At 70.9% G+C, this 15,020-nt stretch carries 15 protein-coding genes; 7 read left to right on the forward strand and 8 right to left on the reverse strand.

Annotated features, from left to right (window positions below; translation table 11 throughout):
* Positions 1–88: 88 nt before the first annotated feature.
* The 3 genes from HDC36_RS15695 (at position 89) to fis (ending at position 1,941) form a co-directional block, all read left to right on the forward strand.
* Complete coding sequence (locus tag HDC36_RS15695; RefSeq protein WP_179569086.1) at positions 89–457, forward strand: helix-turn-helix transcriptional regulator; 369 nt, start codon at positions 89–91, stop codon at positions 455–457.
* A 173-nt stretch (positions 458–630) separates the two neighbouring features.
* A complete protein-coding gene (locus tag HDC36_RS23525) occupies positions 631–1,554 on the forward strand; it encodes a DUF3426 domain-containing protein (protein ID WP_255432763.1) in 924 nt (307 codons plus the stop codon).
* Between the two features lie 114 nt (positions 1,555–1,668).
* Positions 1,669–1,941: a DNA-binding transcriptional regulator Fis gene (gene fis, locus HDC36_RS15705; RefSeq protein ID WP_003471008.1), complete on the forward strand. Its 273-nt coding sequence runs from the start codon at positions 1,669–1,671 to the stop codon at positions 1,939–1,941.
* Between the two features lie 252 nt (positions 1,942–2,193).
* On the opposite strand, the gene HDC36_RS15710 is transcribed toward fis, so the two are convergent.
* From HDC36_RS15710 to HDC36_RS15745, 8 genes are all read right to left on the reverse strand, one after another.
* Entirely contained in the window at positions 2,194–3,168 is a 975-nt protein-coding gene (locus HDC36_RS15710; protein WP_179569088.1) for a phosphatidate cytidylyltransferase, read from the reverse strand.
* The gene (locus tag HDC36_RS15715; protein WP_179569090.1) at positions 3,165–3,797 is read right to left on the reverse strand and encodes a lysophospholipid acyltransferase family protein; all 633 of its coding nucleotides are present in this window, start codon (positions 3,795–3,797) and stop codon (positions 3,165–3,167) included. Before HDC36_RS15715 ends, HDC36_RS15710 begins: the two co-directional genes overlap by 4 nt.
* Positions 3,794–4,447 carry a CDP-alcohol phosphatidyltransferase family protein gene (locus HDC36_RS15720; RefSeq protein WP_179569092.1) on the reverse strand — a complete coding sequence of 218 codons (654 nt, stop codon included), beginning with the start codon at positions 4,445–4,447 and terminating at the stop codon, positions 3,794–3,796. The genes HDC36_RS15715 and HDC36_RS15720 overlap by 4 nt, the downstream gene beginning before the upstream one ends.
* Positions 4,447–5,955, reverse strand: coding sequence for a TIGR04222 domain-containing membrane protein (locus tag HDC36_RS15725; RefSeq protein WP_179569094.1), 1,509 nt, complete (start codon positions 5,953–5,955; stop codon positions 4,447–4,449). Before HDC36_RS15725 ends, HDC36_RS15720 begins: the two co-directional genes overlap by 1 nt.
* Before the next feature lie 13 nt (positions 5,956–5,968).
* Positions 5,969–6,403, reverse strand: coding sequence for a hypothetical protein (locus HDC36_RS15730; RefSeq protein ID WP_179569096.1), 435 nt, complete (start codon positions 6,401–6,403; stop codon positions 5,969–5,971).
* Positions 6,400–7,737: a phosphatase PAP2/dual specificity phosphatase family protein gene (locus tag HDC36_RS15735; protein WP_179569098.1), complete on the reverse strand. Its 1,338-nt coding sequence runs from the start codon at positions 7,735–7,737 to the stop codon at positions 6,400–6,402. Before HDC36_RS15735 ends, HDC36_RS15730 begins: the two co-directional genes overlap by 4 nt.
* Complete coding sequence (locus tag HDC36_RS15740) at positions 7,734–9,488, reverse strand: bifunctional alpha/beta hydrolase/class I SAM-dependent methyltransferase (RefSeq protein ID WP_179569100.1); 1,755 nt, start codon at positions 9,486–9,488, stop codon at positions 7,734–7,736. The genes HDC36_RS15735 and HDC36_RS15740 overlap by 4 nt, the downstream gene beginning before the upstream one ends.
* Positions 9,489–9,577: 89 nt before the next feature.
* A complete protein-coding gene (locus HDC36_RS15745) occupies positions 9,578–10,192 on the reverse strand; it encodes a CDP-alcohol phosphatidyltransferase family protein (RefSeq protein WP_179569102.1) in 615 nt (204 codons plus the stop codon).
* A 78-nt stretch (positions 10,193–10,270) separates the two neighbouring features.
* On the opposite strand from HDC36_RS15745, the gene purH reads away from it, so the two are divergent.
* The 4 genes from purH to HDC36_RS15765 all read left to right on the forward strand — a co-directional run bounded on the left by purH (position 10,271) and on the right by HDC36_RS15765 (position 14,851).
* On the forward strand, positions 10,271–11,857 hold the full coding sequence (purH, locus tag HDC36_RS15750; protein WP_179569104.1) for a bifunctional phosphoribosylaminoimidazolecarboxamide formyltransferase/IMP cyclohydrolase: 1,587 nt from the start codon (positions 10,271–10,273) through the stop codon (positions 11,855–11,857).
* 70 nt (positions 11,858–11,927) lie between these two features.
* Positions 11,928–12,734, forward strand: a complete 807-nt coding sequence (locus HDC36_RS15755; protein ID WP_255432784.1) for a hypothetical protein — start codon at positions 11,928–11,930, stop codon at positions 12,732–12,734.
* Positions 12,735–12,762: 28 nt separating this feature from the next.
* Positions 12,763–14,052: a phosphoribosylamine--glycine ligase gene (purD, locus tag HDC36_RS15760; RefSeq protein ID WP_179569108.1), complete on the forward strand. Its 1,290-nt coding sequence runs from the start codon at positions 12,763–12,765 to the stop codon at positions 14,050–14,052.
* A 124-nt stretch (positions 14,053–14,176) separates the two neighbouring features.
* Positions 14,177–14,851: a uracil-DNA glycosylase family protein gene (locus HDC36_RS15765; RefSeq protein WP_179569110.1), complete on the forward strand. Its 675-nt coding sequence runs from the start codon at positions 14,177–14,179 to the stop codon at positions 14,849–14,851.
* The last annotated feature ends 169 nt before the right edge of the window (positions 14,852–15,020 follow it).

Below are 15,020 nucleotides of genomic sequence, written 5' to 3' on the forward strand. Positions count from 1 at the left end.
TATCAACAACAAAGTGCTCATTGAAAGCCGTACGAACCAACTTTCCCAGTCGGCGCGGCTATATCTCGCCTCCCCCGCGGAGGTGAGCGTGAGCAGCAGGTTGTACGAACGGGTGCGCGAAGCGCGCAAGCTGACCGGCCTCACCCAGGAAGCGCTCGCGCTTGACCTGTCGGTGACCCGCAGCGCCGTGGCGCAGTGGGAGATGGCCGACGGCACCGCGCCGGCGGTGGAGCACCTGATCGCCCTGGCCCGCCGCAGCGGGTTGACCTTCGAATACCTGGCCACCGGCCGCGGCGAACGCGTGTTCGGCGAACCGCTGTCCGTCGCCGAGGAAGCCGCGCACTACCGGCAACTGTCCGACCAGCAGGCACGCCTGCTCGACAGCTTCGAGACCCTGAGCCCACGCCAGCGCGCCGGCCTGCTGGACCTGATCGGCGCCGGCAAGCACCGGCGCTGAGCGGAGCAGGCGCCCCCGCCCGGCGTTCCTGTAGGAGCGGCTTCAGCCGCGACAGGAACTTGCCGAAGGTGCCTGTCGCGGCTGAAGCCGCTCCTGCAGAAGCCACGACCGCGCTGCAGCCCGCTCCCGCGCGTGCTTGAATAGGGTTCTCGTTGCCGCCGTCGCCTTCACGCATGCCCGATCCCACCCCGCCCCGCCCCAGCCTCGCGACCCTGCTGCGCCAGCCCCAGCGGCCGGCGCCGGAACAGGCCGATGGCGCCGCGCCGGCCGGTCCCGCGGCGGACGCGGCGGCCAGCCCCGCCGAGATGGGCGACACCGGTGGCGGCGCGACGCCGCATGCCGATGCCGCCGGCGCGCCACTGTCCACGCCTGCGCCGGTGTCGATGGCGGAGACGGACGCCTCGCGCGCCGCCGGGGCCTCCGCAACGCCGCCCGCTTCGGTGAGCGGCGAGTCGATCGCGCCTGGCGTACTCGAATCGCAGTCGGAGCCGGAATCGGAGCTGGAGCTGGAGCTGGAGCTGGCGCCGCCGCCGCCGCCGCCGCCGGAACCGGAACCCACCGCCGCCGCCACCGCAACCGCCGCCGCTCCCAGCTTCATGCAGCCCAGCGCGCCCCGCCGGCCGGTGCTGCGCGCCGCGCCCTGGCAGTGGATCGCGCTGGTCGGGCTGGGCCTGCTGCTGGCGCTGCAGATCCTGGTCGCCGACCGCCAGCGGCTGGGCGCCGACGCGCGCTGGCGGCCGTGGGTGGCCGGCGTGTGCCAGGCGCTGCGCTGCAGCCTGCCGCCGTGGCGCGAGCCGAGCGCGTTCACCATGCTCAGCCGCGAAGTGCGGCCACTGCCCGGACGCGCCGGCACCCTGCAGATCCAGGCCACCTTCCGCAACGACGCGCGCTGGGCGCAGGCCTGGCCGCTGCTGCAGCTGTCGCTGGCCGATGCCGACGGCCGCACCATCGGCAGCCGCGTGCTGCGCCCGGAGGAGTACCTGGGCCGCACCCGCCCGGATGCGGCGACGCTGGCGCCCGGACAGAGCGCGCAGGTGGCGTTCCAGGTGCGCGAACCGGCCGCGGGAACCGCGGCATTCAGTTTCGACTTCCACTGAAACGCTGTGACACCACGATCCGCCATGGCAGCGAGGCAGGCCACGCGCTAGACTCGTCCCCCCGCGCCGGCCCTCCGCCCTCCGGCGCCGCCGTCATCCGGGGACCCGCCGAACTTGAACGCTGCCACCACTCGTCCTGACTCCAGTCGCGGCGCGCCGAAGCCGCCGCTGCGCGAACACGTGGCGCAGTCCGTGCGCCGCTACCTGCGCGACCTCGATGGCTGCGACGCCGACGACGTGTACGAGATCGTGCTGCGCGAGATGGAGATCCCGTTGTTCGTGGAAGTGCTCAACCACTGCGAAGGCAACCAGAGCCGCGCCGCGGCGATGCTGGGCATCCATCGCGCCACGCTGCGCAAGAAGTTGAAGGAATACGGGTTGGCTTGAGAGCCGGGATTCGGGATTCGGGATTCGGGCTGCAGGATTACGTCTGCGCGCAAATCCGCTGTCAGACCGCTGATAAAAAAGGCCGCCTTTTCTGCCGAAAAGGCGGCCTTTTCATTTCAATCTGTGCGCTCTTCTGTAGGAGCGGCTTCAGCCGCGACGCGTTACCGGTAAGGCGTCGCGGCTGAAGCCGCTCCTACAGGAGGCGGCCCGGTCACCGCGAATCCCCAATCCCCAATCCCCAATCCCGGCCTCTCACACCCACCCATACCGGATCAGGTGGAAGAACACCGGCGCGGCGAAGCACACCGAGTCCAGCCGGTCGAGCACGCCGCCGTGGCCTTCGATCATGTGGCCCCAGTCCTTGATGCCGCGGTCGCGCTTGATCGCCGACATCACCAGGCCGCCGAAGAAGCCCATCAGGTTGGCCACCAGCGCCAGCGCGAACGCCTGCAGCGGCGAGAACGGTGTGATCCACCACAGGGCCGCGCCGAGCAGGCTCGCCGACAGGATGCCGCCGACGAAGCCTTCCACGGTCTTGGACGGCGACAGCTTCGGCGCGATCAGGTGCCTGCCGATCAGCTTGCCCCACACGTACTGCAGCACGTCCGAGGACTGCACCACGATCACCAGGAACGCGAACAGCAGCAGGTTGCGGCCCTCGTAGCCGGGGATTTCCAGGTTCAGCAGCGCCGGCACGTGGGAGATGCAGAATACGCAGATCATCAGCCCCCACTGCACTTTCGCGGTGCGCTCCAGGTAGCGCGTGGTGTCGCCGCCGATGGTGGCCAGAATCGGCAGCACCAGGAACGCGTAGACCGGGATCAGCAGCGTGTACAGCCCGTACCAGCCGCTCCACACCAGCCAGTACTGCCACGGCAGCACGATGTAGAACGCGGCCAGCAACGCGTAGTAGTCGCCGCGCCGGGTCGGCGCCAGGGTGATGAACTCGCGCAGCGCGAACAGCGACACCAGCGCGAACAGCACGATCACGCCGATGCGCCCGAACACGAACGCCAGCGCCACCACCGCGGCCATCACCCACCAGGCGCGGATCCGCGCCACCAGGTTGTCGAGCACCGCGCTGGGGCGCCCGCGCGCGCGCCAGCGCAGGGTTTCGGAAATCAGCGTGGCCAGCAGCAGCACCGCGGCGATGCCGAGGAACAGCCAGATGGTCTGCTGCCGCAGCGAGGATTGCTGCAGATGGTCGCTGAAGGCGATCGCGTTCATCGTGCGGCCTCCATCTGTTCCGGCGACAGCGCCAGCAGCGCCGCACGCGTGCGTTCCAGGAACGCCTGCTTGTCTTCGCCGGCGCCCAGCCGCAGCGGCTCGCCGAAGGTGGTGGTGCACAGCAACGGCAGCGGCAGCCACTTGCCCTTGGGCATGACCCGCTTGAGGTTGTCGATCCACACCGGCACGAACTCCAGCTCCGGCCGATTCCGCGCCAGGTGGTAGATGCCGCTCTTGAACGGCAGCACGCCTTCCTCGGTGTTGCGCGTGCCTTCCGGAAACAGGATCAGCGAGCCGCCGCCATCGACCGCCTCGCACAGGCATTCGATCGGATCGCGGCTGCGCTGTGCGGCCTCGCGCTCGATCAGCACGCCGTTGAACACCGCGTGGATCAGGTAGCGGCGCAGCGCGTCGCGCTGCCAGTATTCGGCCGCGGCCACCGGCCGCACCTCGCGCCGCAGCGCCGCCGGCAGCGACGACCAGATCAGCACGAAGTCGCCGTGGCTGGCGTGGTTGCCGTAGTACACGCGGCGCTCGCTGGAGGGAATGCAGCCGCGCCAGAACGCACGCGCGCCGGTCAGGATGCGGATCGCGGCACTGCAGCCGCGGGCGATCAGACGCTCGATCATGTCCACTCCAGTTCGCGCACGATGGCGCGCAGACGCATCACGATGGTCAAGGCCGCGCCGCCGATCAGCAGCGCCATGGTCGCGACCAGAATCATTTCGGCAACGGCCGTGTAGTGCAGCAGCAGAACGACGGCCGCCAGCAGCGCAGCCAGCGACAGCCAGTGCATGCGTTGCACGCGCGCCATCGGCCCCTGCAAGGGTTCGCTGACGCCACAGGCCAGGCCGAGCATGCGCACGTAGGCGGTGCCCACGCACAACAAGGCCGCGGCCCAGCCCAGGTCGGCGCCCCAGCTGAGCACGTGCTGCAGGCCGTAGCCCACGCCCAGGCACACGACGACGTCGGACAGGCGGTCGGGCGCTTCGTTGTAGACCTCGCCGGCGCGGCCGACCATCTGCGCCTGCCGCGCCATCAGCCCGTCCAGGCGATTGCACAGCAGCCGCCCCTGCAGGCCGAGCGCGGCCAGCAGCAGCAAGCCGGCCGCATCGCGCGGCGGCTCGCGCCAGGCGCAATAGAACATCAGCGCCGCCAGCGCGGCGAAGCCGGTGGCGGTCCAGGACAGGCCGTTGGGCGTGGCGCCACGTGCGCGCAGCGCCGTCGCCAGGCGCGCGCGCCACTGCGCGCGGCGTTGTGCCAGGGTCGCTCGGGCCATCAGTCGCCACCTCCACCGCAACCGCCGCAGCCGCTGCTGCAACTGCTGCCGCAACTGCTGCCGCCGCCATCGCCACCGCCACCGCCGGTGTTGCAGCTGCTGCCGCCACCGCTTCCGCCGTTGCTGGCGACCACTGGCGATCGGAGCGCGTGATAGTCCGCCCACGCCGTGCTCATCAGCACGCCGGTGCCGCCCAGCGCCAGCGGCGTGGCCAGGTGCGTGCCGGGCGTCGTGGAGGAGAGGACCGTCCCGGCGCGCCATGCCGCATCGCGCGCGGCCAGCAGCCGGTCGCCGGCGACGCTGCGGCGCGGCGGGGTCAGCAGGAAGCCCAGTGCGATGAGCGTCACCGCCACCATCGCCGCGACCAGGAAGCCGACCGGGCGCTGCAGCTGCAAGCCGATCTCGATCTTGAGCGCACCCACGACCCACAGCGCTACCGGCGGCGCGGCGCCGAGCAGGCGCGCGCACCAAGCCTGGCCGCGCCCGAGCAGCAGGCGCTTGCCGATCAGCGCCTGGCGCAGCGGCATCGCGTCGTCGCGCAGCGCCTGCAGCGCCAGCGACAAGGTCAGGTTGGCGCGGACCAGTTGCAGGGCGCGCTGCAGCGACGCCGGCACCGCCACGCCGTCCGCCACGTGCAGCGCGGTCGCATCACTGCGGCGGCGCGTCAGCGTCGACAACGTCGGCCGCAGCTGCACCGCGCCGCAGATCTGCAGCAAGCCAAGGTGCAGGTCAGCCACGCGCTCGCTGCCGCCGGCCAGGAACGCCAGCTCGGCGTGATCGACCACGCTGGCCGCGTGCCGCTGGCCGAGGCCGCGCACCGCGCGCCGCAACCGCGCGGCCAGCGCCCAGGCCAGGCCGATCCCCGCCAGGAACAGCACGATGAAGGCACTGCCGCGCCAGTGCAGCGGCGAGACGGCCGGGTTGTCCAATCCCAGCCACCAGCCCAGCAGCAACGTGGCCGCCGCCCACAGCCACAGCGCCTTGCCGGATGCGCGCGGCCTGTCCCAGCGGCGCGCGTGGAGATCGTCGGAGGTGGCGGCCCGCGCGGCGCGCTCCCCGGCCGGTGCCGGCCAGCAGGCGGCCGGCGGTTCGCCGAAATAGCAGCGGTAGCGCGCCAGCGTGGCCCGGTATTGCGCGGCGTGGCGCTCGGCGTCGGCGGCATCGCCGCGGCCGGGCCGGTGATGCAGGGTGGTCTGCAACTCGTGGGGGCAGAACTGCTGCCAGTATTCGCGAGTATCGGTGAGATGGGTATGCCAGACCTGGTCGATCAGCGCACTGGGGGTGACGTCCTCGGCTCCGCTGCAGGCCAGGAAGCAGAAGCGCCGGTATTCCTCGACCGCCTGCGCGGCCACGGTCAGTGAGACCTTGGCTTCCCTGGCCACGCGGCGCACGAACACCGGCAAGGCGTCGTCGGCCTCGCCGAAACGGTAGGCTTGCAGCCGCTGCCACAGCGCTTGTTGCGCGGCGTCGGCGTGGGGCAGCGGCGCCGGATCGGTGGAGGCGGTCATGGCCTGCGCTCCGTCATGCGAACTGCGCCGCGATCGGCGCCGCCAGCAGCGCCAGCAGCTGCAGCGCCAGGCTGGCGATCTGCCGCAGCAACAAGCCGCGCATGCCGCGCCAGCGTGATTGCCAGTCGCGCGGCGGCGGCAAGCGGCGCAGCAGGCCGAGCCGGTGCAGGGCGGCGTCGAGATCGGTGCCGGCCTGGTCCAGGTCCGCTTCGGCCAGCACCGCGTCGAGCAGCGCGGCATCCAGGCCGACGCGCGCGGCCCAGTAGCGCTGCACCACGCCGGCGAGCACGCTGAGCAGGCACAGCATCGCCGCCAGCGACGCGCTGACGTTGGCGTACCACGCGCCCAGCAGCAGCGCGACGGCGAACAGCACCAGCGACAGCCGGTCCAGCGGCGATGCCTGCCGCAGCAGTGCGGCCATCGTGCGCAGTTCCAGCGGCATGCTCATGCCGGCAGCTCCAGGGCGCGCGGCGGCAGGTGCGGCGCGGCGCATGCGGCGGCGATGGCATCGCGCTGCGCAGGCCCCAGCACCACCCGCGCTGCGCGTGCGCGCAGCAGCGCGAGCGCGGCATCCAGATCGCCAGCGCGACCGCTGTGCAGCAGCCAGGTGGCGACCGCGGCGGCGCTGCGCGAATAGCCCAGTGCGCAGCACACCAGCACCGGGCCATGGCGGCGTGCGGCCTCGATCGCGGCGGCGGCTTCGCGCAATGCCGGCGCGGGCGGCGCGACCAGGTCCAGCATCGGCACGCTGCGGTCGTGCGCACCGGCATCGCGCAGCGACAGTTCGGCGCAGACATCGACCACCACGGCGAACGCCGCGCGCTCGCCGCGGCCGGGAAGCCGCCCCAGCCAGACCCCGTCGGCGATCTCGCGCGGCGCCGGATCGCGCCGGGTCCAGGCGCGCGCATTGAGCCAGGCCGCGGCCAGGTACGGCGCGTACAGCCAGCGCGCGGCCAGGCTGAGGCGGCCATCGGCGCGCTTCTGCAGGCCGAGCGCGCCAAGCAACGCGTAGTCGAGCGCGACCAGCAGCAGCGACAGCGCCGGCCACAGCAGCCACCAAGCCGTCCCGCCGAATGCGTAAGCCAGGGCCACGCAAGCCGCGCTGCCGAGCAGGTAGGCAACGGCCAGCCGCCAACGCGCCGGATCGCGCGCGAACGCCAGCGCGCTCCACGGCGGCGCGATGCGTTGCGGCCACAGCCACACGCACAGCCAGCCCGCGGCCAGGCCGGTGGGAATGTCCAGGAAATGGTGCTGGTAGGTGGTCAGCACCGACAGCCCGATCAGCGCGAACCAGGCGTGCAGCGCGCCGCGCGCGAGCCCGTGCAGATGCTGCGCATAGCGCACCCACAGCACCACCAGCAGCACGATGTGCAGCGACGGCGCCTGGTTGAACGGCTTGTCGAAGCCGAGCAGCACCGCGAACAGCCAGCCGAACACGCCTTCGCTGGGCGGCCGTTCGAAACTGAAACGCAGCGGCCACAGCAGGAAACAACTCACCGCCAGCAGCTGCGCGGTCAGCAACCGCCGGGCGTGGGTATCCAGTTCGGCGCGCGTGCGGCAGACGAAGAACGAGATCACGTAGAACAGGTCGATCGACCAGTACGGCACGATCGTCCACGGCCAGAACGGGATCTGCGTTTCCCACGCGAACGGCAGCGACGGCACATAGGCGCGACGCTCGGCCAGCGTATTGGCCAGGCCGTAGCTGAGGAAGAAGAACGGCCCCAGCAGCGCCAGCCACGCCAGCGCCCGCCGCCACGGCCGCGGCGCCGCTTCGCTCACGGCGCGATCCGCTGCGCCAGCGACACGGTGAAGATGCCCCATTCGTCGATGCGCTGTTCGAGTTTGCGGAAGCCGGCCGCGCGCACCAGTTCGTCCATCTCCTGCTGGGTGCGGCGGCGCATCACCCAGGCCGCGCCGCCGCGGTGGCTGGTCAGCGCGCGGGCGATGAATTCCAGCTGCGGGTGCCACGGCTGGCCGGTGTAGGCGAGATAGCCGCCCGGTTCGACCGCGGCGGCCACGCCCTGCAGCGAACGCAGCACCTGGTCGTTGTCGGGGAACAGTTCGTACAGGCCCGACACCACCGCCAGCGTCGGCCGCGGCTGCAATGCCGCCAGCGCGTCGCGGTCGAAGGCATCGCCCTGCTCGAAACGGGCGATGTCGGCGGCGCCGAGTTCGGCGATCAGCGCGCGCCCGCGCTCCACGTTCAAGTCGCTGAAATCGCGCAGCGCGATCGCATCGGCGCGCTGTTCGCCGCCGGCCAGCGCTTCCAGCACGTAGCGGCCGTGGCCGGCGGCGATGTCGAGCACGCGCACCGGCGCGCCGGCGTCGCGCAGCCGCTGCATGGCCAGGCGCAGCAGTTCGTGCAGATGGGTGCGGCGCACGCGGATGCCGCGCCAGCCGATCGCATCCAGGTAATTGCGGTCGATGAAGCGCCCCAGCGGGCCCTTGCCGCTGGCGCGGTCGCGATACACGTAGTCCAGCGTGCTGCCGGAATCGAAGCCGGTCCGCAGGCCAAGTGCGACGCCCTCGGACAGGGTGCCGCCGAAGCGCAGGTTGGCGCGCACGAAGCGCCAGCGCAGGTCCTGCAGGCTGTATTTCTGCGGCGGCCAGGACAGCCGCTCGGCTTCCTCGAAGGTCGGCCCGCGCCGGTGCGCCTGCAGCAGGCTCGGCAATGCCGGCGCCTCGGCGAAGCGCTCGCGCACGAAGCGGCGGATCTGCGCCAGCGCCGGCGCGCGGTCGCGCTCGCCCAGGGTGTCGTGGAAGAACCCGGGCAGCAGGTGGCGCTCCTTCACCGGCGAGGACAGCCGCTCGTAGAAACGGTCCTGCGGGCCGCGGTGCACCACGAAATCGTCGCCGGACACCAGCAACTGCACCGGCACGGTGATCGCCTGCGCGTCGCCGACCACGCGGTCGGCGGCGGCGTACACGCCCAGCAGCACCCGCACCGAGATCGGCCGGGTGATCAGCGGATCGTCGCGGTAGCTCGCCACGCGCGCCGGGTCGTGGGTCAACCACTGCGGCTTGACGTAGCTGTTGACGAAGAAATTGCCGCGCAACTTGTGCATCAAGGCCAGCCCGGGCCGCGCGAACGGCACGTACAACTTGACTTTGAACGCCGGCGAGGCCAGCACCAGCGCGCGCAGCGGCGGCGCGTAATCGTGCACCCAGGTGCTGGCGATCACCGCGCCCACGCTCTGCGCGATCACCACGATGTCCTGCACCGCGATGCCGTGGGCCTCGCCGATGTGGGCGATGAAGCGGTCCAGGTCGCGCACCAGCGCCGGGAAGCCGGGCGCATCGCCGCGCACGCCGGGCGAGCGGCCGTTGCCGCGCGCGTCCCAGGCGAACATCGCGCAGTCGTCCAACCCCAGTTCGTCCGCCAGGTGCAGCACCCGCCCCGAATGTTCGTGGCCGCGATGCAGCAGCACCACCGCACGCGGCACCGCCGCCGGCGCCATCGCCGGCCAATGCCGGTAGAACAACCGCGCTCCGTCGAAACTGCAAAACTCGCTTTCGCTGACCTGCCGCATCCGTTGCCGATTCCCTGTCGTTCGTACTTGCCGTTGCCGTGAGTGCCGCTACCGCTTCCGTGTCGTTGCCGCGGCCTGCGCCGCGCGGCTCAGCGCGGCGCCCCCTCGCGCAGGCCGGCGGCAACGCGCCGCAGCACCGTCGCCGCGCACAGCAGCGCCAGCACGATCGCGAACCCGTCCACCGTCTTCGCCCCGACCCAGCCGCCGGCCAGCAGCAGCCCCAGCAGGCCGATGGCGAAGGCGCGATCGCTCTTGCCCATCGGTCCGTCGTAGCGCCGTCCGGCGCCGACCATCAGCCCCAACACCCCGGCATACTCGGTCAATGCCGCCGCCAGCGCCAGCGCCCACAGCCAGCCGGCACCCGCGCCGGGCACGCTGGCCAGGCTCAGGTACAGGGCCGCATCGGCGATCACGTCGCTCAGTTCGTTGAGGTAGGCGCCCAGTTTGGACTGCTGGCCGAACTCGCGCGCCAGCATGCCGTCGACCGCGTTCAAGGCCATGCGCAGCAGCATCCACGCCGGCAGCAGCGCGTACCACAGCGGCTGCACCGGCCCGCGCCAGAACACCCAGGCGGCGACCAGCAGCGACACCGCGGCCGCGCCTACGGTGACCTGGTTGGCGGTCACCCCGAGCCGGTAGAGGCCACGCACCCCGGGGCGCAGCAGGTCCTGGAAGCGTCCTTTCAATGCGTAGATCGAAACCATTGCGGGGTCCTGAGGGTCCATGCCGGGGCGGCGCAGCCTACAATATCGGCTCCCCGCTCCGATGTGTGCCCTGCCCCCATGTCCTCCGATTTCCTGCCCGTGCGCCGGGCATTGCTGTCCGTTTCCGACAAGACCGGCCTGATCGACCTGGCCCGCGCGCTGGCCGCGCGCAACGTGGAACTGCTGTCCACCGGCGGCACCGCCAAGGCGATTCGCGAGGCCGGGCTGGCGGTCAAGGACGTGTCCGAGCTGACCGGCTTCCCGGAAATGATGGACGGCCGGGTCAAGACCCTGCACCCGCTGGTGCACGGCGGCCTGCTCGGCCGCGCCGGCACCGACGACGCGGTGATGGCCGAACACGGCATCGCCCCGATCGACCTGCTGGTGCTGAACCTGTATCCGTTCGAGGCGGTCACCGCCAGGGCCGACTGCACGCTCGCCGAGGCGGTGGAGAACATCGACATCGGCGGCCCGGCGATGCTGCGCTCGGCGGCGAAGAACTTCGCGCGCGTGGCGGTGGCCACCGATTCGGCGCAATACGCCGACCTGCTCGCCGAACTGGAGGCGCACGACGGCCAGCTGTCGGCGGCCAAGCGCTTCGCGCTGTCGGTGGCCGCGTTCAACCGCGTGGCGCAGTACGACGCGGCAATCAGCAATTACCTGTCGGCGGTGGTCGAGCACAACGAGGCCGGCGTGTGCCGCACCGCGTTCCCGGCGCAGAGCAACGGCAGCTTCGTCAAGGTGATGGACCTGCGCTACGGCGAGAACCCGCATCAGCAGGCCGCGTTCTATCGCGATCTGCACCCGGCCCCGGGCTCGCTGGCGACGTTCGCGCAGCTGCAGGGCAAGGAACTGAGCTACAACAACATCGCCGACAGCGACGCGGCCTGGGAATGCGTGCGCCAGTTCGACGCGCCGGCCTGCGTCATCGTCAAGCACGCCAATCCCTGCGGCGTGGCGGTGGGCGCGGCCTGCGGCGATGCCTACGAACTGGCCTACGCCACCGATCCGACCAGCGCCTTCGGCGGCATCCTCGCCTTCAACCGCACGCTGGACGCGGCCACCGCCAAGGTTATCCTCGACCGCCAGTTCGTCGAGGTGCTGATCGCGCCGGACTACGAAGAGGGTGCGCTGGAGTACGCGAAGAAGAAGGCCAACGTGCGCGTGCTGCGCATTCCGCTGGCGCCGGTGTCCGGCGGTTTCGTCGACACCAAGCGCATCGGCTCGGGCCTGCTGATGCAGACCGCCGACGACCGCGTGGTGAGCCGCGACGACCTCAAGGTGGTCACCCGCCTGGCGCCGACCGAGGCGCAGTTCGCCGACCTGCTGTTCGCCTGGAAGGTGGCCAAGTACGTCAAGTCCAACGCCATCGTCTACGCCAAGGACCACCGCACCATCGGCGTCGGCGCCGGGCAGATGAGCCGGGTATATTCGGCGCGCATCGCCGGCATCAAGGCCGCCGATGCGGAGCTGGTGGTGGAAGGTTCGGTGATGGCCTCCGATGCGTTCTTCCCGTTCCGCGACGGCATCGACGCGGCCGCGGCCGCCGGCATCAAGGCGGTGATCCAGCCCGGCGGCTCGATGCGCGACGGCGAGGTGATCGCCGCCGCCGACGAGCATGGCATCGCCATGGTGTTCACCGGCGTGCGCCACTTCCGCCATTGAGCGGCCAGGGATCCGAACGATGAAATCCAACCCGTTGCGCCACGGCCTGCCGCTGCTGCTCGCGCTCGGCATGGCGGCCTGCAAACCGACCGCCACGCCAACGCCGGCCGCGCCGGCGGCCGCACCGACGCCAGCCGCAGCGCCTGCAGCCACTGCGCATGTGCCGCGCACCGAACGCCTGCAGGCGTTCCTGCAGACGCGCTACGGCAAGCAGGCGCGCCTGTCGGAGAGCTGGTCCGGCCAGGCCGACGGCAACGCGGTGCAGAGCGAGGTCTGCGCCGAACAGCCGGTGGTGGTCGGCGACCAGATCCAGGAGCTGCTGGCGGTCTGCCACCGGCTCAGCGACGGCGGCCATGCCAATCCGGGACTGATCGATTTCCTGATCCTGCGCGACGCCGGCCAGGGCCTGGCGGTGGTGGCCGAGAAGCTCGGCGACGGCTTCGGCAGCGATGGCGATCCGGGCGCGGTGGACATCCTGCGGCTGGGCAGCGATTTCTACGGCTTTCTGGTCTACAGCAGCTGGGTTGGGCAAGGCACCGTGCTGGAATCGCAGGATCTGGTGCTGCCCGGCCCCAAGGGCCTGGTCAACGCCGGCTCGGTGCGCCAGCACATCGACAATCATGGCGCGCTGGACTGCAGCGACGACGGCCGCGATCCGCAGCAGACCGCCGCGCAATGCCAGGCGCAGCTGTTCGACGTGGACTTCGAACTCGACGTGGACGACAGCGATCGCGCCGCGCGGGTGTGGCCGGTGACCATCGAGGAACGCGGCATCTCCTGCGGCAAGAAGCTCGGCACCACCCAGGTGTTCGCGTTCGACGCCAAGCGCTGGGCCTATCCGTTCCCCGATTCGATGCAGCGCGAAGCCTGCGAATAGTCCTTCCTTCGACCTCACGAGACACGCCTTGAAAATCCTCGTCATCGGTTCCGGCGGCCGCGAACACGCCCTGTCCTGGAAGCTGGCCCAATCCCCGCGCGTCAGCGAAGTGCTGGTGGCCCCGGGCAATGCCGGCACCGCCACTGAAACCAAGTGCCGCAATGTGGCGGTCAAGGTGGACGACCTGGATGGCTTACTCAAGCTGGCCCAGGACGAAGCCGTGGCGCTGACCGTGGTCGGCCCGGAAGTGCCGCTGGTGCTGGGCGTGGTCGATCGTTTCCGCGCCGCCGGCCTGCGCATCTTCGGCCCCAGCGCCAAGGCCGCGCAGTTGGAAGGCAGCAAGGCCTTCGCCAAGGCATTCCTCGCCCGCCACGGCATCCCGACCGCGTTCTACGAAGTGCATACCGAGGTGGACGCGGCGCTGGCCTATGTGCGCGACAAAGGCGCGCCGATCGTGGTCAAGGCCGACGGCCTGGCCGCGGGCAAGGGCGTGATCGTGGCGATGACCCTGGACGAGGCCGAAGCCGCGGTGCGCGACATGCTCTCCGGCAATGCCTTCGGCGATGCCGGCGCGCGCGTGGTGATCGAGGAATTCCTCGATGGCGAGGAAGCCAGCTTCATCTCCATGGTCGATGGCGCCACCGCGCTGCCGATGGCCACCAGCCAGGACCACAAGCGCGTCGGCGACGGCGATACCGGCCCCAACACCGGCGGCATGGGCGCGTATTCGCCGGCGCCGGTGGTCACGCCGCAGGTGCACGCGCGGGTGATGCGCGAGGTGGTGGAGCCGACCGTGCAAGGCATGATCGCCGACGGCGTACCGTTCACCGGTTTCCTGTATGCCGGGCTGATGATCGACGCCAGCGGCGCGCCGAAGGTGATCGAGTTCAACGTGCGCTTCGGCGACCCGGAAACGCAGCCGGTGATGCTGCGCCTGCAGTCGGACCTGGTGGATCTGATCGAAGCGGCGATCGACGGCCGCCTGCATGCGACCGAAGCGCAGTGGGATCCGCGCCCGTCGCTGGGGGTGGTGCTGGCGGCCGCGCCGTATCCGGAAACGCCGGTCACCGGCGAAGCGATTTCCGGGCTGGACCAGGTGCCGTCCAGCGCCAAGGTGTTCCATGCCGGCACCGCGCTGGACGGCCAGGGCCGCGTGCTCAGCGCCGGCGGCCGCGTGCTGTGCGTGGCCGCGCTGGGCGACAGCGTGTCGGACGCGCAGCGCAATGCGTACGCCGGCGTGGCGCAGATCCGGTGGCCCAGCGAATTCCATCGCAGCGACATCGGCTGGCGCGCGATCGCGCGCGAACGCAGCGCGTAGGGGCCACGCCGCCCTCTGTAGGAGCGGCTTCAGCCGCGACAGATCGTATGGGCACCTGCGGATAGGATCTGTCGCGGCTGAAGCCGCTCCTACAGCTGACACCATCGGCATTCGAGGACATTCCATGGCGCTGGATCCCGACCTCCGCACGCAATTCCGCGCGCTGGCGGCGCAGACCGACGGCATCGACACCAAGGTCTACGCCGACTACGCCAAGGACCCGCTCGAGCCGATCATCGGCCTGGGCCGCCGCAACGCGCGGCTGTGTGTCTTCGGCCGCGATCCAGGCCGCACCGAGGTCGAATACGGCGAACCGTTCGTCGGCAGCGGCGGCCAGCTGGTGCGCAAGGCGCTGTACCGGCACCTGCACGGCGGCGAGGCGATGCCCGATTTCGCGGCCTCGCTCGCGGTCGGCCGCGATGTCTTCTGGATCAACACCGTGCCGTACAAGCCGCTCGGCAACAAGGCCTGGTCGATGCAGGTGAAGCGGCGCTTCCATCCGCTGATGCGGCGCCTGCTGATCGAACAATGGCGCGGCCGCGACATCGTCACCCTCGGCCGCGAAGCGTTCCTGTGGTTCGGCATCGACCAGCCCAGGGACGTGCGCGCGCAGCTGGACGCATTCTGGGCCGACCCGTCGCGCTTCGACGCGCACATCGACATCGGCCTGCGGACCGAGACCGGCGCAGCGCGCCGCTTCACCCTGCATCCGCTGCCGCATCCCTCGCCGCTCAACCAGACCTGGTTCAAACGCTTCCCGGCGCTGCTCGAAGCACGCTTGCGGCAACTGTCGGTGTGAGCGCGAGCGCCCGCACAGCCGTGCCGGCCGCCATGCTGGAGCGCGTCCAAGCAACGATCCGTTGACCTGAGCTTCACAAAAGAGAACAATTCGCATTAGCCAGCGCATGGCTCCGCGTCGACGGAGCCAGTTTCCCGCATCCGGGACATCCAGCGGTCAGCCATCCCCC

The organism is Xanthomonas sp. JAI131, assembly GCF_013410075.1.
GTDB classification, from domain to species: Bacteria; Pseudomonadota; Gammaproteobacteria; order Xanthomonadales; family Xanthomonadaceae; genus Xanthomonas_A; species Xanthomonas_A bonasiae.

Excerpts from the sequence above, each read along its gene's own strand:
- HDC36_RS15725 (WP_179569094.1), bottom strand. The coding sequence starts at position 5,955 with ATGACCGCCTCCACCGATCCGGCGCCGCTGCCCCACGCCGACGCCGCG.
- purH (WP_179569104.1), top strand. The coding sequence starts at position 10,271 with ATGTCCTCCGATTTCCTGCCCGTGCGCCGGGCATTGCTGTCCGTTTCC.
- HDC36_RS23525 (WP_255432763.1), top strand. The coding sequence starts at position 631 with ATGCCCGATCCCACCCCGCCCCGCCCCAGCCTCGCGACCCTGCTGCGC.
- HDC36_RS15740 (WP_179569100.1), bottom strand. The coding sequence starts at position 9,488 with ATGCGGCAGGTCAGCGAAAGCGAGTTTTGCAGTTTCGACGGAGCGCGG.
- HDC36_RS15730 (WP_179569096.1), bottom strand. The coding sequence starts at position 6,403 with ATGAGCATGCCGCTGGAACTGCGCACGATGGCCGCACTGCTGCGGCAG.
- HDC36_RS15745 (WP_179569102.1), bottom strand. The coding sequence starts at position 10,192 with ATGGTTTCGATCTACGCATTGAAAGGACGCTTCCAGGACCTGCTGCGC.
- HDC36_RS15715 (WP_179569090.1), bottom strand. The coding sequence starts at position 3,797 with ATGATCGAGCGTCTGATCGCCCGCGGCTGCAGTGCCGCGATCCGCATC.
- HDC36_RS15755 (WP_255432784.1), top strand. The coding sequence starts at position 11,928 with ATGGCGGCCTGCAAACCGACCGCCACGCCAACGCCGGCCGCGCCGGCG.
- HDC36_RS15765 (WP_179569110.1), top strand. The coding sequence starts at position 14,177 with ATGGCGCTGGATCCCGACCTCCGCACGCAATTCCGCGCGCTGGCGGCG.
- HDC36_RS15720 (WP_179569092.1), bottom strand. The coding sequence starts at position 4,447 with ATGGCCCGAGCGACCCTGGCACAACGCCGCGCGCAGTGGCGCGCGCGC.
- HDC36_RS15710 (WP_179569088.1), bottom strand. The coding sequence starts at position 3,168 with ATGAACGCGATCGCCTTCAGCGACCATCTGCAGCAATCCTCGCTGCGG.